Source organism: Sinorhizobium sp. CCBAU 05631 (assembly GCF_002288505.1).
Taxonomy (GTDB): domain Bacteria; phylum Pseudomonadota; class Alphaproteobacteria; order Rhizobiales; family Rhizobiaceae; genus Sinorhizobium; species Sinorhizobium fredii_C.
Map to the genome: position 1 here is coordinate 2,633,912 of NZ_CP023063.1, position 20,774 is coordinate 2,654,685.

The following is a 20,774-nucleotide window of genomic DNA, read 5'->3' on the forward strand; positions in this document are numbered from 1 at the left end:
CCTCCTATGCCTGCTCGATCGGCAGGTTGTCCTTCAGGAAAATGTCGATGCGAATGCGTTCCTGGGCCTCGAACACCGGCAGCCCGTCGGCCTTCGCCTTCAGCACCCGGATCGCACTCCTGACCTCGTGGCCCGCATCCTGGTTGAGCAGGACATCGATGGTTCCGGAAAGGAGAGCCGCGCGGCTGTGGGGCGTCAGTTCGTGGGCGATTGCACAGACCGCCTTGGCCCTGCCCGCCTTCTCCAGCGCGGCGACGAGACCGCGATTGCCGGCGCCGAGACTGTAGACTCCGACCAGATCCGGATGGCACCCGATGAGATCGCCGACGAGTTTCTCGACGAGGGCCGCATCGTCCTGCCCCTCGACGACAGGCAATAGCAAACGGGTTTGGAAGCATTGGCGCATCACCGCCTGAAAGCCTTCCAGCCGCTCCCGATGGTCGCGCACGAGCATCGAGCCCGCTACCACCGCAACCGGCCCGGTCCGATCACCCAGGAAGCGGCCCATCAGGTTTCCGGCGGTGCGCCCGGCAGCGATATTGTCGACGCCGGCAAAGTGATCCCGTGTCGATCCCGGCAGGTCCGAGACGAGCGTGACCACGGCAATCCCGTCCTCGCGCAGTTCTCTTACGGACTGCACCACCTCCGGGGCATCGACGGCAACGACGGCGACGCCGGCGGGCCGCTGCCGGCGCGCCTCGGAAAGGGCATCCGCCAGAGCACGCGGGTCGAAAGCGGGAACACAGAGGATCGCGATTTCCGTCCGCTCCGCTGCCAGATGCGCCTTGGCGGCCCTCACCTCGGCCTCGAGCCCGCGCATGAAGGAATTTTCGCCGGCCGGCAGGATGAAAATCAGCGAATAGCTGCGGCCCTTGGCGAGATTGGCCGCGGCAACGTCGCGCACATAACCGAGCGTCGCGATCGCCTGCTCGACCTTGTCGCGCGTGACCGACCGAACGCCCGGACGGTTGTTCAGAACGCGGTCGACGGTCGCCAGGCTGACGCCGGCTTCAGCGGCGATATCGTGAACGGTCGGTCGCATGCGTTCCTCCTCGCGGAAAGCCCTTAAAGGAAGTCTTGATGTACGTAAATCAAAAATTTCGAAGGCGCGACAAAGCCTTTGAAAAATGGGCGTCAAGCCTCAGTCGAAACGCCTGCTGAACGCATGCGTGAAAGCGGCGTGACCCGCCTCGCCACTCGCCTCTCCGAACACGACGTCCAGGAACTTGTCGGTAACCCGGACCAGCGCGAAGCCGCCGAGATAGGCCGCCTTTGGCTTGAAGATGTCGATGTCGCCGGCGCTGTAGGCCATCACCCGGTCATGTTCGTGGCCATGGAAGAGTCCGACGACGTTGTAGCCCTTGAGCGCCGCGAGCAGCGCATCGCGCTCGCCGGGGCTCCACCAATGCGGCTCGCCGTCGCCCTGAGCGTCGAACGTCTTTGCCGCAGCGTCCCACACCTCGGTCGAAAACGCGTCCCAACCGTAATGCTGGAACAAGACGACCGGGCGCCCATCGGCGGCATAGGTCGCGAGATCGCGCTTCAGCCACGGCAGGCCGCTCACCGCACCCTTGTTCTCGTCGCCGCCGAAGCGCTGCAATTGCACGAGATGGAGACCGCCCCAGTCCCAGGAGTAATTGTCCGAGAGCGGATCGTAATTGGTCACCGGCACCGGGGGTCTGTAGAAAACCGACCGGCGATGGGTGAGTTCCACATAATCGCGCAGCTCGCGACGGTACCAGTCGACGTTCGGCGGCGCGCCGTCCTGATCGAGATCATGATTTCCAAGCCCGACATAGACGGGATAGTGGATGTGATGCGGCCCGACGCCATGCTCGTAGCGGCTCTGAAACTGTTGCAGCTGCCGCCCTTCTCTCGGCTCGCGGACCTGGCCGCCGCCGTCGTCGGTAATATCGCCGCCGAGCACCAAGCCGAACGGCCGGGCAATCTTCGCGCCGGCGCTGGCAAGACCGCTCGGCCTGCCGTCGATTGCTTGCGGCCAGTGCTGTCCCGGAAGTCCGTTGAGCGCCGCAATGTGGCGCAACAGATTGGCATCGGTCTTGCCCTCCTGCTCGCAATTCGGCGCAAGGCCTTCCGTCGAGACGAGGCAGGCATGGATGTCATTGGAAAAGACGAATGTGGCATCGACCGGTGGCCGTGCTGCGGCACGCCCGCCGCCTGCGATCAGCGAAAGGCCTAGACCAGCCGTACCGGCAAGAAATCTCCGCCTGGAGGGGTTAAGGAATGGATTGTCGATCATCGCCTGCCCAGCACCTTGGTCGATGCGACGACTCAAGGACGGCCGGAATAGTGCCGCAAGGTTTTCAGAGCGTAAAGCATGCATTCGCGCTGAAGGCGCTCGCCACGAGCCCCTTCTCACTGCGCGGTGAGAAGGTCGCGGCATCAGGATGAGGGCAGTCTGGAGCAGAAAGCCGGCTCTCGTTCTCCCGCCTCAGTGCCCGCCGCCTCCCGAGCCGGCGCCCTCCGGCTTCTTGATCATCAGCACGCCGAGCACCATCCCCAGGAACAGGACGGTCAAGATCAGGAACACGTCGATGAAGGACAGGATCACCGCCTGCTGCTGAACCATCTGGGCCAGTTGCTTGACGGCAGCGGTCGCGCCGTCGAGGCCGTAAGCGTCGAAGTTCGATGCTATGTTGTTCAACCGATCGACCGCCTCCGGACTGCCCCACTGGATATGCTCCGCCAGACGGGCATAGTGGAGATCCTGGCGCTGGGTCAGGATCGTGTTGATGATCGCCAGGCCTACGGCGCCGCCGAGGTTGCGCGTCAGGTTGAAGAGACCGGACGCGTTGCGGATCCGTGCCGGCGGCAGCGTGCCGAGCGCGATGTTGTTGATCGGCACCATGCAGAGCATCAGCGAGCAGCCGCGCAGGATCTGCGGGACGAGCAGTTCCCAGAAATCCCAATCCGCCGTCAGCTGGCTCATCGTCCACGTGCCTGCCGCAAAGCCCGTGAACCCGATCGTCATCATCACCCGCGGGTCGAGCCTGCCGGCGAGGAAGCCCGCGACCGGCGCCGTCAGAAACATGGCGAGGCCGGAGACGAACATGGTCTCGCCGATCATCAGCGAATCATAGCCGCGGATGCGCCCGAGATAGAGCGGATAGAGATAGGTGAGGCCATAGAGGCCGATGCCCATCACGAAGGAGAACAGCGAGCCGAAGGTGAAATTTCGATTGGCGAAGGCGCGGAGATCGACCACCGGAAACTCGACTTTGAACGCCCGGTAGAAGAATATCGCGGCGGCGACAGCCGTGGCGACCGCCCCCATGACGATATGGTCGTCGTTGAACCAATCGTTGGCATTGCCTTCCTCGAGCACATATTCGAGCGAACCGAGGAAGACCGCCATCGAGAACAGCCCCCACCAGTCGAACTTCTTGATGAGGCCGAGTTCCGGTTCGTCGAAGTCGATGAAAATCCAGGTGAGCGTCGCGACGACGATGCCGGGAATGACGTTGACGAGGAACAGCCAGTGCCAGGAGAAGGTGTGGCTCAGATAGCCGCCGACAGTCGGGCCGATGGTCGGCGCGAGCGTGGCAATGAGGCCGATGATCGGCGACACGATGTTGCGCTTCGACGGCGGGAAGATCGTGAAGGCGGCCGCGAAGACCGACGGGATCATGCCGCCGCCGATGAAGCCCTGGATCGCCCGATAGACGATCATCTGGTCGATATTGGTGGCGGTTGCCGCTAACGCACTCGAGGCGGTGAAGCCGGCGGCGGCGACGGAGAAGAGCACGCGCGTCGAAACGATCCGCGCGAGCGTTCCCGACAGCGGGATCATAATGACTTCGGCAATCAGATAGGAGGTCTGCACCCAGCCGATCTCGTCCGATCTGGCGGAAAGTCCCGCCTGGATTTCGGCAAGCGAGGCCGAGACGATCTGGATGTCGAGGATCGCCATGAACATGCCGACGACCATCGCGAGAAACGCGATGAGCCGCCGCGGATCCATGCGCTCCTCTGCCCCGGCGCCGCCTGTCGCCGCCGGGCTCGCTGTTGCCGTCGAAGCCATGTCCGCTACTCCTTCGCGCGCTTACTTCGCCTCGGCGACCTTCGTGGCGTCCGGCGCCGTGCGGGTATCGACGTCGACGACGACGCTCAGCCCCGCCCTGAGGTTGCCTTTGGCGAGCGCATCGGCCGGGAGCGTGATCCGAACCGGCACGCGCTGGATGATCTTGGTAAAGTTGCCGGTGGCGTTTTCCGCCGGCAGCAGCGAGAAGACCGAGCCGGAGGCCGGCGAGATCGATGCGACGGTGCCTTCGATCGTGTGCTCGTCATAGGCATCCACATGGACCTTAACCTTGGAGCCGGGGACCAGATGGGAGATCTGCGTTTCCTTGAAGTTGGCGTCGATATAGAGCTGGTCCACCGGCACGAGGGCCGCAAGCCGCTGCCCGGCCGAGACGAGGTCGCCGACTTGGACGGCGACATTGCCGATGACGCCGTCATAGGGCGCCTTGAGCACGGTGAAGCCGAGGTCGCGATTCGCCTTGTCGCGCGCCAGTTCCAGCGAACGGATCGTGCTTTCCGATTCCGCGCGCTGCGCTTGGAGCACGGTGATATTGGCCTTGGCGGCGGCGATATTTGCCTCCGCGCCGACGAGATTCGCATTCGCCTGGTCGAGCGCGACTTGGGCGCTGTCGCGCGAAGCGTCCGTTCCGAAGGCTTGCAGGTCGCTGGCGCGCTTCTGGGTCAGTTCGGCGCCGCGGACGGTCGCCTCGAAGGCCCTTTTCTGCGCCTCGGCCTGATTCAGGCTCGCCTCCGCACCCGCGATCTGCGCGTCGAAACGGCTGAGCGCCAGCTTCTGCGTGGCGATCTGCGCCTCGGCCTGTTCCGCCGCGATCCGGTAATCGCCGTCCTCGAGCGTGACGAGCGGGTCGCCGGCCTTCACGTGCTGGTTGGCGACGACGTCGACCTTGGCAACATAACCGGAGACCTTCGGAGAGATCGTCGCGATGTCGCCCTCGATATAGGCATCGTCGGTCGAAACCATGAAGCGGCCATTGGTCCACCAGTCGTAGCCGTACCAGGCGCCGGCGGCGAGCAGCGCCAGCCCGATTGCCGGAAGGATCGGCTTGCGGCGTTTCTTGGCGGGAGCGGCAGCCTCAGCGGCCGAAGGCTCCGTCACCGCCGGCGCCTCTGCTGCGGGTGCCTTGGCCTCGGTGGTGGGAACTTCGACGGCCTCGAAATCGTCACCGACAGGACGGACGCGCGCGGCACTGGAGGTGCTGGAAGGGGACATGAGACACCTGTTTCGGCTAAATTAGCTAAATTGAACTGAACCGTTCGGTTCGATTAGCCTTGACATAATCCCTTTCGCAGCGCATATCAAGAGCAAATCGAACCGAGCGGTTCGAAACGCTTGCCGCGGGCTGAAATAAATGCGGATCCAATTCCGCACCCGTTGCTTTTTATTGAAACGGTCACGCTAATGGGTCGGAGCGAGTTCTTAAATCCACCGTGATCTACAGGAGTGGAAACGTCCGGGTAATCATGACGTCAGCGAAAAGTGCACGGCAGGAAAGGTCCCTGCAGCCGGAACAGCAGCCTTCGAGTGGCGGCCGCCGCGTCGCCGGCGAGGATCCGGTCAAACGCGAGCAGATTCTTGAAGGCGCCAAGCGTGTCTTCATGCGCAGCAATTTCGATGCCGCCAGCATGAACGACATCACCCGCGAGGCAGGCGTATCTAAGGGCACGCTCTATGTCTACTTCGAGAACAAGGAAGATCTGTTCGAAGCCCTGATCGCGCGCGAACGCAGCCGCATCGTCAACAGCATCAAGCAGTCGCTGAACGACATCGAGCCCATCGAGGAAGCGCTACACGATTTCGCCGTCACGCTCGTTACCAGCGTGACATCGGATTACACAATCCGGGCCATGCGGACCGTGCTCGGCGTGATCGACCGCATGCCGCGGCTAGCGCAGCGTTTCTTCACCGCAACGCCCGAAAACGGCTACACGGTGCTGAAGGCCTATCTCGACCAGCAGAAAGCGGCAGGCAGGCTGTCGATCGACGATACGGAACTGGCCGCCAAGCAGTTCATAGAACTCTGTATGGCCGGCCTGTTCAAGGGCCGTCTCTTCGGGATGTGTGATGCGGTTCCGCCCGAACAGATCGAAAAGAACGTCGCCTCGGCCATCCGTGTTTTCATGGCCGCCTACGGGCAGCGCGCTGATCAGAAATCTTAAGCCGGGCTGCACATCTGCATGCGATTGCCGAAGGGATCGTAGAAGCTCGCAAAGGTGACGAAGCCGGGAAAGACCTGCGCATCCTCGCTCCGGACACCGCGGCGCCGCAGCTCCTCGACCGCCGCATGGCAGTCCTCGACATTCAAGACGAGCGTCGTCCCCGTCGAGGGCGTCCAGCCGCTCTCCGCCAACGTCACCGAAACGTTGCCGTCCACGCCGCCGGCGGAGAATTCGATCCAGCCCGCTTCGGGCAGATCGTAGAGCGGCGGCCCGAATCCGAGCACCTCCCCATAGAACGCGCGGGCACCATCAAGGTCGGTCACCGAAATCGAGACCACATTGATGCCACGAAAGAGAGGACCGGTCGTTGCCATGACGGCGGATGTAGGACGCGGACCCCGTTCGTCCAGCCTGCACAATCGGGAAATCCAGAAGGCGAATTTGCCGTCGGCAGGCCGTGCCGATTAAAATCCAGCAACCGCGATCAAACGCGTCCTCCTATGAATCCGTAAGAGCTAGGTCGCTTGCCACGGGAGTGAACATGAGTGCCATCGGACGGGCGATCTGGTTCATCGAAAGCCATTTCGCCAAGGATATCTCACTGGAGCGGATTGCCGACGCCGCCGGCCTGTCGCGCTATCATCTATCACGCGTCTTTGGCCTCGCGACCGGCCATTCGATCAGTGCCTATATCCGCGGACGCCGCCTGAGTTCGGCGGCGCTTCGCCTTGCCGACGGCAACTCCACCATTCTCGAGGCGGCCCTCGACGCGGGCTATGGCTCGCACGAGGCATTCACCCGCGCCTTTCGCGAGCAATTCGGGGTCACGCCCGAGTCGGTGCGCAAGCAGAGGCATGTCTGCAATATCGAACTTGTGGAGCCCATCAGGATGGACGATACGCGCAATCAGAAGATCGAACCGCCGCGCTTCGAGGAGGGCCCTGCCCTGCTCCTCGCCGGCCTTGAAGAAACCTATGCCTACGATCGCACCGAAGGCATTCCCTCGCTCTGGCAGCGCTTCAATAGCCACTTCGGTCATATTCCGGGCCAGCGCGGCAACGTCGCCTATGGCGTCTGCACCCATTCGGATGCTGGAGCCGGAAGCTTCCGCTACATGGCGGCCGTCGAAGTCGCGGATGCGGACGGACTGCCGAACGGGTTTTCGACCCTGAAGCTGCCGAAGCAGCGCTATGCGGTGTTCCTGCATCGCGGCCACATCTCGGCGATCTCGGCCACTGCCCATCACATCTTCGCAACCTGGTTTCCGCAGTCTGGACTCGAGCACGGCGAAACGCCCGATCTCATGGAACGCTACGACGAGCGGTTCGACCCGGATTCCGGCATGGGCGTCGTCGAGATGTGGGTTCCGATAAAACAGTAAACGGTAAAACGCTGCCGCAAAGTCGCGGCAGCGCTTGCTACTTCGGCACTACTCCTTAAATACTGCGGCGAACCTGGCGCCACGAGGCGCCCTGGAGGGGAAGATGCGCTCGCATTCCGCTCCGGTTTGTTGGGACCGGTCACCGCCACTGACGTTGGGTCGGACGACGCGACATCAGTGATCGTCATTTAGAAGGAAGAGTTCGCCGATGCAGGAAATCCTCACGCTCGCTCAAAGCCCGGAGGCTTGGGTCGCTCTCATTACGCTGATTGTGATGGAAGTGGTCCTCGGCATCGACAACCTGATCTTCATCTCGATTCTGACCAACAAGCTGCCCGCCGAGAACCGCGTCAGCGCCCGGCGCATCGGTATCGGCCTCGCGCTTATCATGCGCCTTGGGCTGCTCGGCACGATCGCCTGGATCGTGCAACTCACAGAGCCGGTCTTCGAGGCCTTTGGCCATGGCTTCTCCTGGAAGGACATGATCCTGATCGCCGGCGGCCTTTTCCTGGTCTGGAAGGCGACGAAGGAGATCCACCACAATGTCGATCCGAGCGACCATGACGAGGATTTCATCGCGAGCTCGGCGATCAACGGTTTCACGGCGGCGATCGGCCAGATCCTGCTGCTCGATCTCGTCTTCTCCGTCGACAGCATCATCACCGCCGTCGGCATGACCCCTCACCTGCCCATCATGGTCATCGCCGTCGTCGTCGCCGTAACCGTGATGCTGGTTGCAGCCAACCCGCTCGCCAACTTCATCGAACGGAACCCGACGATCGTCATGCTGGCGCTTGCCTTCCTGCTGATGATCGGCACGACGCTGATTGCCGAAGGCATGGGCTTCCACGTGCCGAAGGGCTACGTCTATGCCGCCATGGCCTTCTCGGCGCTGGTTGAAATCCTCAACATGATCGCCCGCAACGCGCGCCTAAAAAAGCAGCAGGCCACGAAGCTGCATTAAGCTTGCAATCGGCGAAGACGACAAAGAGGCCCGCATCCGGCGGATGCGGGCCTCTTGCTGCGGGAGGGAGGCGAGGATGCGAGCTGGACAGGTCAAGAGCTCGCCTGCCGTTTCGTTGGCCACGGGAAGAAACCGGCAAAATTCCCATGTTCTCCTGGTCTGTCGCGTCCGGTTGCCACAGTCCGCGTCCTCGCAGCGGATAACGCAGCCACGCCGCTAGCGTTCCAATCCCTGTTCGGGGGAGAGGCGATTGGACCGCGCGCTTCCTCTTTCCGTTGACATCAGGGGCTTTCTATGGTCTCACCCCTGCCGACTGGAATTGCCCGCCGATACCGCTCAAGCGGCACCCTTGCGGGCCTTCCTTCCCATAAAATACGCGCCCGTCAGCTGGTAGGCACTCCGGCCAAGGGCTCAAGAGCACGTCAGGACGGGCAAAGACCATGGCAGATCCTGCAGTCCGGGTACGCATCGCACCCTCCCCCACCGGCGAACCGCATGTCGGCACCGCCTATATCGCGCTGTTCAACTACCTCTTTGCGAAGAAGCACGGCGGCGAATTCATCCTGCGCATCGAGGATACCGACGCGACGCGCTCGACGCCGGAATTCGAGAAGAAGGTGCTCGATGCGCTGAAATGGTGCGGGCTCACATGGTCGGAAGGTCCGGATATCGGCGGCCCCTACGGCCCCTATCGCCAGAGCGACCGCAAGGACCTCTACAAGCCCTATGTCGAGAAAATCGTCGAGAACGGCCACGGCTTCCGCTGCTTCTGCACGCCCGAGCGGCTGGAGCAGATGCGCGAGGCACAGCGCGCCGCCGGCAAGCCGCCGAAGTATGACGGCCTGTGCCTGAGCCTGTCGGCCGAGGAAGTCACCTCCCGCGTCGCCGCCGGCGAGCCGCATGTCGTGCGCATGAAGATCCCGACCGAGGGCTCCTGCAAGTTCCACGACGGCGTCTATGGCGATGTCGAGATCCCGTGGGATGCGGTCGACATGCAGGTGTTGCTCAAGGCAGACGGCATGCCGACCTATCATATGGCGAATGTCGTCGACGATCATATGATGAAGATCACCCATGTCGCGCGCGGCGAGGAGTGGCTCGCCTCGGTGCCGAAGCACATCCTGATCTATCAGTATCTAGGCCTCGAGCCGCCGAAGTTCATGCATCTGTCGCTCATGCGCAATGCCGACAAGTCGAAGCTGTCGAAGCGCAAGAACCCGACCTCGATCTCCTATTACACGGCGCTCGGCTATCTTCCGGAAGCGCTGATGAACTTCCTCGGCCTGTTCTTCATCCAGATCGCCGAGGGCGAAGAACTGCTGACGATCGAGGAACTGGCGGACAAGTTCGACCCGGAAAACCTGTCGAAGGCCGGCGCGATCTTCGACATTCAGAAGCTCGATTGGCTGAACGCCCGCTGGATCCGCGAGAAGCTTTCGGAAGACGAGTTTGCCGCGCGAGTCTTCGCCTGGGCGTCCGAAAACGAACGTCTCAAGGAGGGCCTGAAGCTCTCGCAGTCGCGCATCTCGAAGCTCGGCGAGCTGCCGGATCTGGCCGCCTTCCTCTTCAAGTCCGATCTCGGCCTGCAGCCGGCCGCCTTTGCCGGCGTGAAGGCCTCGCCCGAGGAGATGCTCGAAGTCCTCAACACCGTTCAGCCGGACCTCGAAAAGATCCTCGAATGGAACAAGGAGTCCATTGAGGCCGAACTGCGCGCCAGCGCCGAGCGGATGGGCAAGAAGCTCAAGGCCGTCGTCTCGCCGCTCTTCGTCGCCGTCTCCGGTTCGCAGCGTTCGCTGCCGCTCTTCGACTCGATGGAGCTGCTCGGCCGTGCTGTGGTGCGCCAGCGGCTCAAGGTGGCGGCACAGGTGGTCGCCTCCATGGTTGGCAGCGGAAAGTAAGGACGATAACCATGAACGAGAAGACAGAAACCGCCGGCCTTTCCTCCGACGCGACCGAAGTGCGCGCCCAGAAGCTCGACCTCTTGCGCACGCAGATCGGCGACGTCTATCCGGCGCATTTCCACCGCACGCTCACCAATGCGGAACTCGCCGAAAAATATGCCGGGCTCGAGCCGGACACGGAAAGCGGCGACCTGGTGACGGTCGCCGGCCGCGTCTTCTCCTCGCGCAATTCCGGCATGTTCATGGACATCCATGACGCCTCCGGCAAGATCCAGATCTTCTCGCACAAGGACACGGCGCCGGAGGAGGCGCGCGCGCTGCTGCCGATGATCGATCTCGGGGACATCGTCGGCGTCACCGGCGAGGTGCGCCGCACCAAGCGCGGCGAGCTGACGGTGAACGCCAAGGAAATCACCATGCTCTGCAAGTCGCTCCTGCCGATGCCGGAGAAGTATCACGGGCTAGCCGACATCGAGACGCGCTACCGCAAGCGCTACCTCGACATCATGGTCAACGAAGAATCGAAGCTGCGCTTCCAGCAGCGAAGCCGCATCGTCTCCGGCATTCGCCGCTTCCTTGAGGACGAAGGTTTCATGGAAGTCGAGACGCCGATGCTGCAGCCGATCTATGGCGGCGCCACGGCCGAGCCTTTCAAGACGCATCACAACACGCTGAAGCTCGACATGTATCTGCGCATCGCGCCCGAGCTTTACCTGAAGCGCGTGCTCGTTTCCGGGCTCACCGACAAGGTCTTCGAGATCAACCGCAACTTCCGCAACGAAGGCGTCTCCACCCGGCACAATCCGGAATTCACCATGATGGAGTGCTATTGGGCCTATGCGGACTACGAGGACATGATGGGCCTCGTCGAGCGCATGTTCGAAAAGCTCGCCCTCGCCGTCCACGGCAAGACCGAGTTCGAATTCAGCGACAAGCAGCTCTCCTTCAAGGGTCCCTTCCCGCGCGTCTCCATGCCGGAGGCCGTCAAGGATGAGACCGGCATCGATTTCCTTGCGATCCGGAGCGACGAGGAAGCCCGCCAGGCGGCCCGCAATGCCGGGATCGAGGTCGAGAAGGATGCGACCTGGGGCGAAGTGCTCGCCTTCATCTTCGAGGAGAAGGTCGAAGCGACGCTGATCCAGCCGGCCCACGTCATCCATTTCCCGAAGGATATCTCGCCCTTCGCCAAGGAGGTGCCGGGCGAGCCGCGGCTCGTCGAGCGCTTCGAGACCTATTGCAACGGCTGGGAGATCGGGAACGCCTTCTCCGAGCTCAACGACCCGGTCGAACAGCGCGCCCGCATGGTCGAGCAGATGGAACAGGCCCACGCCCGCGGCGAAAAGGAAAAGACGCTCGACGAGGACTTCCTCGACGCGATGGACCAGGGCATGCCGCCCGCCGGCGGCTTAGGCATCGGCGTCGACCGGCTGATCATGCTGCTCACCAACTCGCCGTCGATCCGCGACATCATTCTCTTCCCGGCCCGGCGCCACAAGGCCGATTGAGCTGATAAGCAGATGCCGGACAGCATTGAGCCCATCGCGTTAGCGGTGGGCTTTTCCTTTGATGGGGAAGTTTTGCGGGCGGCTCAATGCCCGCCATGCGCCTCGGCAGTCTTGGCCGGATGCTCGCTCGCTTCCGACACGGCCGGAGCCTCCGCGCCTTCCGCGTCGGCCGCAGCCGGATCGATGCAGGGCGAGTGATCGTCCATCTTGGCCATAATGGCACGAACCTCGTCGAGACCGAGGCTCACGAGCTTGCCATGGAACATGCCGCCCGGATTGGCCGTGCCGTCGTTGTAGGAAGCACGGAACGGTTCGTCCATGCCCTTCACACTCTGCGGACCGGGCGCGAAAAGCACTTCGGCACCGATCGCGGCACCACGCGCCGCAGCGCGCTCCTCCGGACCTGCCGTATCGAGCACGACGACCTGGTAGAGGTCGGCCTTTTCCTTCTTCGCGAGTGCGCCGACGACGCGTAGCGCCGTGCGGACGCGCTCCGGGCCAGCCGCGCTGTCGGTCTTCACATGCATGCGGATCCAGCGCTGGCCGCGGTGGTCGAGCTTCAGCGTCCGAAGCGCCGTGCATTCGAGACCGGAAGCGGAAGGCTCCGAGAGCCGCGCGACGAGCCTGTCGCGCCCCACATAGACGGCGGCACCGCCGGACGCGGCCGAAACGGCAAAGGCCGCGGCAAGGATGACCACGAGCCGCTTCGAAGGGCGCAGTTTACTCAAAATAGCCTTCACAGGCGGCTCCGCTGCGGACGCAAATACAAGAAAAGCCAGAACGCCTCTGAAGATAGGCGAAACACCCTTTCGGAAAGTTTAAGCGGACGGATGCAGGACACTTGCTCTCCTGCCCGTCATCACTAAAAACGAAGCGTCATTTCTTGATTTTGAGGACGGGGGAGATCATGGCGCGCATCGGAATCGTCGGAGCGGGTATCATCGGCTGCGCCTCGGCGGTCCATCTGATCGCCGAAGGTCACGCGGTCACCGTGTTCGAAAAGGACGTCGACGGCCTGCCTGCCTCCGTCGGCAACGCCGGCATCCTCGCGGTTCCAGAGATCGATCCGATGGCGCGCCCCGAAATGCTGTTCGCAGCCCCGAAATGGCTAATCGACCCGCTCGGACCCCTGACGCTGCGCTGGCAGGATCTGGCGGCCTTTACGCCATGGCTCTTGCATTTGCTTCTTGCGGCTCGGCCCGCCCAGGTGGAACGCTCCCGTCGGGCCCTGCTCGGCCTGATGCGTGAAGCTCTCGCCGCGCATCAGGCAATGACGAGGCTCTGCGGCATTTCCGGCCATATGAAACCGACCGGGGCGCTGACGATCTTCGACAGCGAGACTGCCCTCGAGGCCGCGTTCCGGCACGAGCAGGCGACCGCCCGGCTGCTCGGCTTTGCCGTCGAACGCCTCGACGCCCGCGCCGCCCGCGGCCGCGTCCCCGCGCTAGAGGGCGCCTTCGCCGGCGGCGTCTTCAGCAGCGGATACCAGACGTTTCCCGATCCGCTCAAACTGCTGCGCGATCTGCAACACCATGTCAGGCAACAGGGCACGCTCGTCGAAGCCGGCGTCGAGGCCGTGCAGCCAAGCACCGAGGGGATCACCATAGTCGCCGACAACGGCGACCGGCAGGCCTTCGACAAGGTGGTGATCGCCGCCGGCGTGTGGTCACGCACCCTCGTCCGCAAGCTTGGGCTGAAGGTGCTGTTGGAAACGGAGCGCGGCTACAACACCACCTTCGCTGATCCACCGGTGACGCTGGAAATGCCGATCTTCTTTGCCGAGCACGGCTTCGTGGCGACCCCGCTTGCCAACGCCCTGCGCATCGGCGGTGCGGTTGAACTGGCGCGGCCGGAGGCGCCGCCGAACTATGCGCGCGCCGCCGCCATGCGCCGGAAGATGCGCCGCTATGTGCCGGCCCTGCCGGAGAGCGGCGGCAAGGAATGGATGGGCAGGCGCCCTTCGACACCGGATTCGGTGCCGGTCATCGGCCTTCATCCGTCCGATCCCCGCATCGCCATGGCCTTCGGCCACGGCCATCTCGGCCTGACGCTCTCGGCGATCACCGGCGCAAGGATCGCCGCCCTCCTTTCCAACCGGGCCGGCACCGACCTCGAACCCTTCAGCATCCGCCGCTTTCAATAAGCTGAGCGAATCGATCGATTGACTTTCGCCCGCAGCTTGTCCATTGCCGCCAGCACGCAGGACCAGGTTCAGGCAAATGGGCCCGATATCCCCAAGAAGGAAGACGCTATGCACAAGGTTATTTTCGATACGGATCCCGGCGTCGACGACGCCATGGCGCTTCTCTTCCTGCACCGGCACCCGGAAATCGACCTCATCGGCATCACCTCGGTGTTCGGCAATGCCTCCATCGAGACGACGACGCGCAACGCGCTCTTTCTCAAGCAGGCCTGGGGAATTGCAGCCCCGGTCGCCAAGGGCCTCGGCGAGATGTTCAATCCCGACCGGCCGCATATCGATTGGCCGACCGGCATCCACGGCCACGATGGCCTCGGCAATATCGACGTGCCGGACGTGATCGACCTGCCGCTCGACCCCCGGCCGGCCCATCGCTTTATCATCGACACGGTGCGCGCCAATCCCGGTGAGGTGACGCTCGTGGCCGTCGGCCGCATGACCAATCTGGCACGTGCGCTGCGCGAAGACCCGGATATTGCCGGCCTCGTCAAGGCCGTGGTGATCATGGGCGGCGCCTTCGACGTTCCCGGCAACATCACCCCGGCCGCCGAGGCCAATATCCATGGAGACCCGGAGGCGGCCGACGCGGTGATGACTGCACAATGGCCGGTGGCGGTGATCGGCCTCGACGTGACGTCGCAAACGGTGATGACCCGCGCCACGCTCGCCGACATCGCCGAACGTGGCGGCAAGGCGGCAAAACTCCTCGCCGACATTTCGCAGTTCTACATCGTCTTCTACGAGCAGCATGTCGATGACGGCATGGTCGTGCACGACAGCTGCGCCTGCGCCTATGTCGTCGCCCCGGATCTGTTCCGCACCCGCAGCGGGCCGATCCGCGTGCTCTGCGGCGGCATCGCCGACGGCCAGACGATCCAGAAGCCGGACGGGCGGCTTTTCCCGCCGACTGCCTGGGACAATCTGCCGAGCCAAAAGGCCTGCATCGGCATCGATGCCGAGGCGGTGCTGAAGCTGATCGGCGATACGCTGGCGCACGGTCGATAGCCCTCGGTCTTTCTCAGCCGACGAAAAACTTGCGGCGGATAGCTGGCAGACCGTCGACCGCCAGCTATCTTTGTCTGCATGAAGCCGGAATCATTGCTCTATCCCGCTCCGAAGGGACTCTATTGCGAGAAGGGAAACTTCTACATCGATCCGGTTCAGCCGGTCGAAAGGGCGCTGATCACCCATGGCCATTCCGATCATGCTCGCGCCGGACATGGCCGCGTGCTTGCGACACGCGAAACGCTCGACATCATGCGCATCCGCTACGGCGACGGCTTTTGCGGTGAAAGCGAAATCGCCCGGCTCGGCGAAACGATCGCGATCGACGGCGTCCGGGTCTGCTTTCATCCGGCCGGCCATGTGCTCGGCTCGGCGCAAATTTCGGTTGAGGCGGGTGGGAAGCGGATCGTCGTATCGGGCGACTACAAGCGGCGGCCCGACCCGACCTGCCCCACTTTCGAGCCCGTCCCCTGCGATGTCTTCATTACCGAGGCGACCTTCGGCCTGCCGGTCTTCCACCATCCGGACGACCGGGCGGAGACCGCCCGGCTTCTTGCATCGCTGAAGCAATTTCCCGAACGTGCCCATGTCGTCGGCGCTTACGCGCTCGGCAAGGCGCAACGGGTGATCGCGCTACTTCGCCAGCAAGGCTACGACGAACCGATCCATATCCACGGCGCGCTTGCCAAGCTCTGCGAATATTACCAGGCCGAGGGTATCGACCTCGGCGATATCCGGCCGGCCACCCTTGCCGGCGACAAGAGGCCGGATTTCGCCGGCGGGATCGTCATCGGCCCGCCTTCAGCCTTTGCCGACCGCTGGGCGCGACGCTTCGCCGAGCCCGTCGCCGTCTTTGCTTCAGGTTGGATGCTCATTCGCCAGCGCGCCAAGCAGCGCGGCGTCGAACTGCCGCTCGTCATCTCCGACCATTGCGACTGGGCCGAACTGACCGGCACCATACGCGAGATCGCCCCGGCCGAAGTCTGGGTGACGCATGGCCGTGAGGAAGCCCTGGTGCGCTGGTGCGAATTGCAGGGCATTCCGGCGCGACCGCTGCATCTCGTCGGCTACGACGACGAGGGGGAGTGACGGATGAAAGCCTTCGCCGAACTGCTCGGCCGCCTCGTCCTGACGCCGCAGCGAAACGCCAAGATCAGGCTGCTTGCCGACTATTTCCACAGCACCCCCGATCCAAGCCGCGGCTATGCACTCGCGGCGATCGGCGGCACGCTTTCATTCAACACGGTGAAGCCTGCCTTGATCCGCGACCTCTTGCTCGAGCGTATGGACGAGGTGCTGTTCCATTATTCCTATGACTATGTCGGCGATCTCGCCGAGACGGTGTCGCTGGCCTGGGAACCGCAGGCGGGAGTCGTTCCCGAGGACATTCCGCTTGGCGAGGTCGTCGAACGGCTTCAGCGGGCGGGACGTTCCGAGGTACGCTCGCTCGTCCGCGACATGCTCGACCGGCTCGACACCGCCGGCCGTTTCGCCTTTCTGAAGCTCGTCACCGGGGGTTTACGGATCGGCGTCTCGGCGCGGCTCGCCAAGCAGGCGCTCGCCGACCTGGGCGGCAGGGACATCACCGAGATCGAAACCTTGTGGCACGGGCTTTCGCCGCCTTACCTGCCGCTCTTTCTGTGGCTTTCCGGCGAAGCGGAGATGCCCGTTCTCACCACGCCGGCCGTCTTTCACTCGGTGATGCTCGCGACTCCAATCGGCGAGGGCGATCTAGAAGGACTGGATCCGGCCGACTTCACCGCCGAATGGAAATGGGACGGCATCCGCGTCCAGCTCGCCAATATCGGCGGGGTGCGGCGTCTCTATTCCCGCAGCGGCGACGAAATATCCGGCGCTTTCCCGGAGATCATCGAGGCCGCCGACATTGCCGGCGTGATCGACGGCGAGCTGCTGGTCGGCGGAACGATGCGCACCAATCGCGCCACCGCCACGTTCGGGGACCTGCAGCAGCGGCTGAATAGAAAGTCCGTCAACCGCAAGCTTCTCGAGGATTTTCCGGCCTTTATTCGCGGTTACGACATCCTCTTTTCGGGCGAACGCGACATGCGGCCCGAACCCTTCCACGTCCGCCGCCAAGCCCTGGCCGCCTTGATCGAAGCCGCTTCGCCACAGTACTTCGATCTTTCGCCGCTTGTTCCCTTTTCTACCTGGGAGGAACTGGACCGGCTGCGCTCGGAGCCACCGGATCCGGTCATCGAGGGGATCATGCTGAAGCGGCTCGACTCGCCCTATCTGGCCGGGCGGATGAAAGGCCCGTGGTTCAAGTGGAAACGCGCGCCCTTCAACATCGACGCGGTGCTGATGTACGCCCAGCGCGGCCACGGCAAGCGCTCGAGCTACTATTCGGATTTCACCTTCGGCGTCTGGACGGAGGCAGAAGGCGGCATGGCCCTGGTTCCCGTCGGCAAGGCCTATTTCGGCTTTACCGATGCCGAACTGGAGATACTCGACCGCTATGTGCGCGACAACACGGTCGAGCGCTTCGGCCCGGTGCGCGCGGTCCGCGCCGAACCGGACGCCGGCTTTGTCGTCGAAGTGGCCTTCGAAGGGCTGAACCGCTCGACCCGCCACAAATCGGGTGTCGCCATGCGTTTCCCGCGCATCGCCCGGCTGAGACCAGACAAACTGCCGCGGGAGGCCGACAGGCTGGAGACGCTGCAGGCGATGCTCGGCATGAAAGGTTAGAACCGCGGTTTCCCGCCCTCGCCTATTTCAGCGGTTCCGAATGAAGAATTATTAAGGAGAGTTTGGAATATTCGGGCTGTCTGTCTCGCCGTCCGCATTCGCAGGGTCGTCTTGTGGCAAAAATAAACGGTAAATATTTCAGGAAATACCGGCTCTCGCGGATTCTGACGCTCAATTACGTCCCGGCGCTGATCGCCACCTTCGTCGTGCTGATTGCCGGTATTCTCGCCGACAATCAGAACCGGGTCGTTTTCGAAGCACGTCTGCGCTCCGAGGTGGCGGACGAACTCAATCCGATACGCTCGCGCCTGGAGAGCAGCGTCAACGGCAATATCCAGCTCGTTCGCGGCCTGATCGGCACGATTGCAACCGAGCCCGACATGCACCAGCAGCGCTTCAGCGAACTTGCGCAGAGCATCTTCAGCGAGCGCTCGCAACTGCGCAACCTCGCCGCAGCGCCCAATCTCATCGTCTCGATGGTCTACCCGCTGGCGGGCAACGAGAAGGCGATCGGCCTGAACTACCGCAACAACGACAAGCAACGCGAGTCCGTCATGCGTGTGGTGGCAAGCGGGAAGATGGTGCTTGCCGGGCCGGTCGATCTCGTCCAGGGCGGACGCGGATTGATCGGCCGCTTTCCGGTGACGGCCAATGCCGGCGGCGGCAAGCGCTTCTGGGGCCTGGTGTCAGCGGTCATCGACATCGACCAGCTCTATCGCGACAGTGGCCTCGTCTCCTCGGCCCTCGGTATCGACATCGCCATTGCTGGCCGCGGTCAGGGACGCGATGGCGCGATTTTCTTCGGCGATCCGGCGATCTTCGGAAAGGCGCCGGTGGAGGTGGACGTGACGCTGCCGGGCGGCTCCTGGCGGATGGCGGCGATACCGAAGGGCGGATGGCCGCCGACGCCGGACAATGCCCTGCAGGTCCGCCTCCTGATCGTGCTCGGGGGCCTGATGATCGTCGTTCCGATGATCATCACGGGTTATCTGACGACGGAACGCCAGCGAAATATCCGCGCCCTGCGGCAGAGCAAAGATCAACTGCTCGAACTTTCGCATCGCCTGAAGATTGCGCTCGACACGTCCAAGATCGGCATCTGGGAACTCGATATCGACACCGGCAAGCTGCTGTGGGACAACCGCATGAAGGAGCTCTACGGCGTCGGCCCCTCTATCCGCGAAACCTTCGACGACTGGAAAGAGGCGCTGCATCCCGACGATCTTCCCCGCGCCAAGGCGGAATACGCCAAGACGGTCGCAAGCGGCGGCGCCTATAATTCCGAATTCCGCATTCGTCTGCCCGGCGGCGACATCCGATACATCCGCGCCAGCGGCTCGGTTCACATCGGCGCCGGCGGCAGCCGCAAGATCATCGGCGTCAACTGGGACGTGACGGCCGACGTCGAAACGCGGGCAAGACTCTCGGAAGCCAAGCGCCTCGCCGAGGCGCATAGCGCCGAACTGGAGGCGGCGCGGCACCGGATGGAATTCAACGCGCTGCACGACCCGCTGACAGGACTCCCGAACCGACGCTTCCTCGACCAGATCCTTGCCGACCGGACGCGGCACTTCGACGCCAAGGACAGGATCAGCATCTTCCATATCGATCTCGACCGTTTCAAGCAGATCAACGACACCATGGGCCATGCTGCGGGCGACGAGATTCTCAGGCACGCCGCCGGACTGCTGCGCTCGAGCGCGCGGGAGAACGACTTCGTCGCGCGGATCGGTGGCGACGAGTTCGTCATCATTCGTGCCGGCGGCAACGCCGAGGAAGATGCGGCGCTCGCCTCGGGCATCATCGAGGCGATGAGCACGCCAGTTCGCTACAAGGACCAGGAATGCCGCATCGGCGTCAGCATCGGCATCGCCGCCCAGGCCGCCGCGACCGACGAGCTCGCCCACATCCTCGTCAATGCCGACATCGCCCTCTACGAGGCGAAGAGGCGCGGCCGCAACCGGCACGAAACCTTCACCGGCGCGCTCAAGACCGCCGTGTTCCAGACGAAGCAGACGGCCGATGAGATCCTTCGCGGTCTTGAGCAGAACGAATTCGTCGCCCATTTCCAGCCGCAATTTTGCCCGGCGACGCTGGAGGTCATCGGCGTCGAAGCGCTGGCGCGATGGGATCATCCGACCAAGGGGCTGATCGGGCCGCATGCCTTCCTGAAGACAGCCGAGGACATCAACGTGGTCGCAGCCATCGACCAGGCGATCCTCGAACAGGCGCTGTTCCAGATCTGCCGCTGGGAGGCAAACGGCATCCGCATCCCCAAGGTGTCGGTCAATCTTTCCTATTCGCGCCTGCGCGACGAGGGGCTGATCGAGCGGCTGGAGCAGATGCGGATACCCGAGGGCCGGCTTTCCTTCGAACTGCTCGAATCGATCTCTTTCGACGAGAACGACACGACGCTGCTGTCGAACATCAGACGCATCAAAGAACTCGGCATCGACATAGAGATCGACGATTTCGGCACCGGCTACGCCTCCATCCTCAGCCTGTTGAAGCTGACGCCGCGCCGCCTGAAGATCGACCGGCAACTGGTGCTGCCCATTCTCGTGTCACCCCAGGAGCGCCGGCTGGTCGAATCGATCATCGATATCGGCACCTCGCTCGGCATAGAAGTGATTGCCGAGGGCGTCGAGACGCTCGAACACGCCGCCATCCTCAAACAACTCGGCTGCCACGGGCTGCAGGGCTATGCCTTCGCCCGGCCGATGAGCGCCAACGATCTCGCGGCCTTCGTCTTCGAGCGGAAGTGGCGCGCCGCCTAGGGCTCCCTCGGAAACGCGGCGCTCTGCTCCGGGGCATTTGTCTCGCCGGACGGCCGTGTTTTTCTCTGCCGGAAGGCTTGGCAGTAGAGCGCAAAAAAGTCATAAAAACATATGCC

The 20,774-nt window shown here is 63.3% G+C and carries 16 protein-coding genes; 10 read left to right on the forward strand and 6 right to left on the reverse strand.

The window, feature by feature from the left end:
* Positions 1-4: 4 nt before the first annotated feature.
* From SS05631_RS12955 to SS05631_RS12970, 4 genes are all read right to left on the reverse strand, one after another.
* Positions 5-1,042 carry a LacI family DNA-binding transcriptional regulator gene (locus SS05631_RS12955; RefSeq protein WP_037414336.1) on the reverse strand — a complete coding sequence of 346 codons (1,038 nt, stop codon included), beginning with the start codon at positions 1,040-1,042 and terminating at the stop codon, positions 5-7.
* 99 nt (positions 1,043-1,141) lie between these two features.
* On the reverse strand, positions 1,142-2,260 hold the full coding sequence (locus SS05631_RS12960; protein ID WP_037414334.1) for a metallophosphoesterase: 1,119 nt from the start codon (positions 2,258-2,260) through the stop codon (positions 1,142-1,144).
* A 192-nt stretch (positions 2,261-2,452) separates the two neighbouring features.
* Positions 2,453-4,042, reverse strand: a complete 1,590-nt coding sequence (locus tag SS05631_RS12965; protein ID WP_037414332.1) for a DHA2 family efflux MFS transporter permease subunit — start codon at positions 4,040-4,042, stop codon at positions 2,453-2,455.
* Positions 4,043-4,063: 21 nt separating this feature from the next.
* Entirely contained in the window at positions 4,064-5,272 is a 1,209-nt protein-coding gene (locus SS05631_RS12970) for an HlyD family secretion protein (protein WP_037414330.1), read from the reverse strand.
* A gap of 251 nt (positions 5,273-5,523) precedes the next feature.
* On the opposite strand from SS05631_RS12970, the gene SS05631_RS12975 reads away from it, so the two are divergent.
* Complete coding sequence (locus tag SS05631_RS12975) at positions 5,524-6,219, forward strand: TetR/AcrR family transcriptional regulator (protein WP_037414329.1); 696 nt, start codon at positions 5,524-5,526, stop codon at positions 6,217-6,219.
* Here the strand turns inward: SS05631_RS12975 and SS05631_RS12980 are convergent.
* On the reverse strand, positions 6,216-6,593 hold the full coding sequence (locus SS05631_RS12980) for a VOC family protein (RefSeq protein WP_037414327.1): 378 nt from the start codon (positions 6,591-6,593) through the stop codon (positions 6,216-6,218). The two genes, SS05631_RS12975 and SS05631_RS12980, sit on opposite strands and share 4 nt — an antisense overlap.
* Before the next feature lie 167 nt (positions 6,594-6,760).
* Here SS05631_RS12980 and SS05631_RS12985 point away from each other — a divergent pair, with 167 nt between their 5' ends.
* The 4 genes from SS05631_RS12985 to lysS all read left to right on the forward strand — a co-directional run bounded on the left by SS05631_RS12985 (position 6,761) and on the right by lysS (position 11,970).
* On the forward strand, positions 6,761-7,600 hold the full coding sequence (locus tag SS05631_RS12985) for an AraC family transcriptional regulator (RefSeq protein ID WP_037414326.1): 840 nt from the start codon (positions 6,761-6,763) through the stop codon (positions 7,598-7,600).
* A 208-nt stretch (positions 7,601-7,808) separates the two neighbouring features.
* On the forward strand, positions 7,809-8,564 hold the full coding sequence (locus SS05631_RS12990) for a TerC family protein (RefSeq protein WP_037414324.1): 756 nt from the start codon (positions 7,809-7,811) through the stop codon (positions 8,562-8,564).
* 440 nt (positions 8,565-9,004) lie between these two features.
* Positions 9,005-10,462, forward strand: a complete 1,458-nt coding sequence (gene gltX, locus SS05631_RS12995; protein ID WP_037414322.1) for a glutamate--tRNA ligase — start codon at positions 9,005-9,007, stop codon at positions 10,460-10,462.
* An 11-nt stretch (positions 10,463-10,473) separates the two neighbouring features.
* Positions 10,474-11,970: a lysine--tRNA ligase gene (gene lysS, locus SS05631_RS13000; RefSeq protein WP_037414320.1), complete on the forward strand. Its 1,497-nt coding sequence runs from the start codon at positions 10,474-10,476 to the stop codon at positions 11,968-11,970.
* A gap of 83 nt (positions 11,971-12,053) precedes the next feature.
* Here the strand turns inward: lysS and SS05631_RS13005 are convergent, their stop codons facing one another.
* Positions 12,054-12,710, reverse strand: a complete 657-nt coding sequence (locus SS05631_RS13005) for a hypothetical protein (RefSeq protein WP_037414318.1) — start codon at positions 12,708-12,710, stop codon at positions 12,054-12,056.
* Positions 12,711-12,877: 167 nt separating this feature from the next.
* On the opposite strand from SS05631_RS13005, the gene SS05631_RS13010 reads away from it, so the two are divergent.
* The 5 genes from SS05631_RS13010 to SS05631_RS13030 all read left to right on the forward strand — a co-directional run bounded on the left by SS05631_RS13010 (position 12,878) and on the right by SS05631_RS13030 (position 20,658).
* Entirely contained in the window at positions 12,878-14,113 is a 1,236-nt protein-coding gene (locus SS05631_RS13010; protein ID WP_037414316.1) for an FAD-dependent oxidoreductase, read from the forward strand.
* A 108-nt stretch (positions 14,114-14,221) separates the two neighbouring features.
* Positions 14,222-15,175 carry a nucleoside hydrolase gene (locus tag SS05631_RS13015; RefSeq protein ID WP_037414314.1) on the forward strand — a complete coding sequence of 318 codons (954 nt, stop codon included), beginning with the start codon at positions 14,222-14,224 and terminating at the stop codon, positions 15,173-15,175.
* A 78-nt stretch (positions 15,176-15,253) separates the two neighbouring features.
* Positions 15,254-16,264 (forward strand): ligase-associated DNA damage response exonuclease, encoded by a 1,011-nt coding sequence (locus SS05631_RS13020; protein ID WP_037414312.1) that lies wholly within the window; start codon positions 15,254-15,256, stop codon positions 16,262-16,264.
* A gap of 3 nt (positions 16,265-16,267) precedes the next feature.
* Positions 16,268-17,881, forward strand: a complete 1,614-nt coding sequence (locus SS05631_RS13025) for a cisplatin damage response ATP-dependent DNA ligase (protein WP_037414310.1) — start codon at positions 16,268-16,270, stop codon at positions 17,879-17,881.
* Between the two features lie 113 nt (positions 17,882-17,994).
* Positions 17,995-20,658 (forward strand): EAL domain-containing protein, encoded by a 2,664-nt coding sequence (locus SS05631_RS13030; protein WP_050988174.1) that lies wholly within the window; start codon positions 17,995-17,997, stop codon positions 20,656-20,658.
* The last annotated feature ends 116 nt before the right edge of the window (positions 20,659-20,774 follow it).

What these genes read in the sequence shown, in the direction of transcription:
- SS05631_RS12960 (WP_037414334.1), bottom strand. Translation starts at nt 2,260, where the DNA reads ATGATCGACAATCCATTCCTTAACCCCTCCAGGCGGAGATTTCTTGCC.
- SS05631_RS12975 (WP_037414329.1), top strand. Translation starts at nt 5,524, where the DNA reads ATGACGTCAGCGAAAAGTGCACGGCAGGAAAGGTCCCTGCAGCCGGAA.
- SS05631_RS12955 (WP_037414336.1), bottom strand. Translation starts at nt 1,042, where the DNA reads ATGCGACCGACCGTTCACGATATCGCCGCTGAAGCCGGCGTCAGCCTG.
- SS05631_RS13025 (WP_037414310.1), top strand. Translation starts at nt 16,268, where the DNA reads ATGAAAGCCTTCGCCGAACTGCTCGGCCGCCTCGTCCTGACGCCGCAG.
- SS05631_RS13020 (WP_037414312.1), top strand. Translation starts at nt 15,254, where the DNA reads ATGAAGCCGGAATCATTGCTCTATCCCGCTCCGAAGGGACTCTATTGC.
- SS05631_RS12965 (WP_037414332.1), bottom strand. Translation starts at nt 4,042, where the DNA reads ATGGCTTCGACGGCAACAGCGAGCCCGGCGGCGACAGGCGGCGCCGGG.
- SS05631_RS12970 (WP_037414330.1), bottom strand. Translation starts at nt 5,272, where the DNA reads ATGTCCCCTTCCAGCACCTCCAGTGCCGCGCGCGTCCGTCCTGTCGGT.
- SS05631_RS13010 (WP_037414316.1), top strand. Translation starts at nt 12,878, where the DNA reads ATGGCGCGCATCGGAATCGTCGGAGCGGGTATCATCGGCTGCGCCTCG.
- lysS (WP_037414320.1), top strand. Translation starts at nt 10,474, where the DNA reads ATGAACGAGAAGACAGAAACCGCCGGCCTTTCCTCCGACGCGACCGAA.
- SS05631_RS12980 (WP_037414327.1), bottom strand. Translation starts at nt 6,593, where the DNA reads ATGGCAACGACCGGTCCTCTCTTTCGTGGCATCAATGTGGTCTCGATT.
- SS05631_RS12985 (WP_037414326.1), top strand. Translation starts at nt 6,761, where the DNA reads ATGAGTGCCATCGGACGGGCGATCTGGTTCATCGAAAGCCATTTCGCC.
- gltX (WP_037414322.1), top strand. Translation starts at nt 9,005, where the DNA reads ATGGCAGATCCTGCAGTCCGGGTACGCATCGCACCCTCCCCCACCGGC.
- SS05631_RS13015 (WP_037414314.1), top strand. Translation starts at nt 14,222, where the DNA reads ATGCACAAGGTTATTTTCGATACGGATCCCGGCGTCGACGACGCCATG.
- SS05631_RS12990 (WP_037414324.1), top strand. Translation starts at nt 7,809, where the DNA reads ATGCAGGAAATCCTCACGCTCGCTCAAAGCCCGGAGGCTTGGGTCGCT.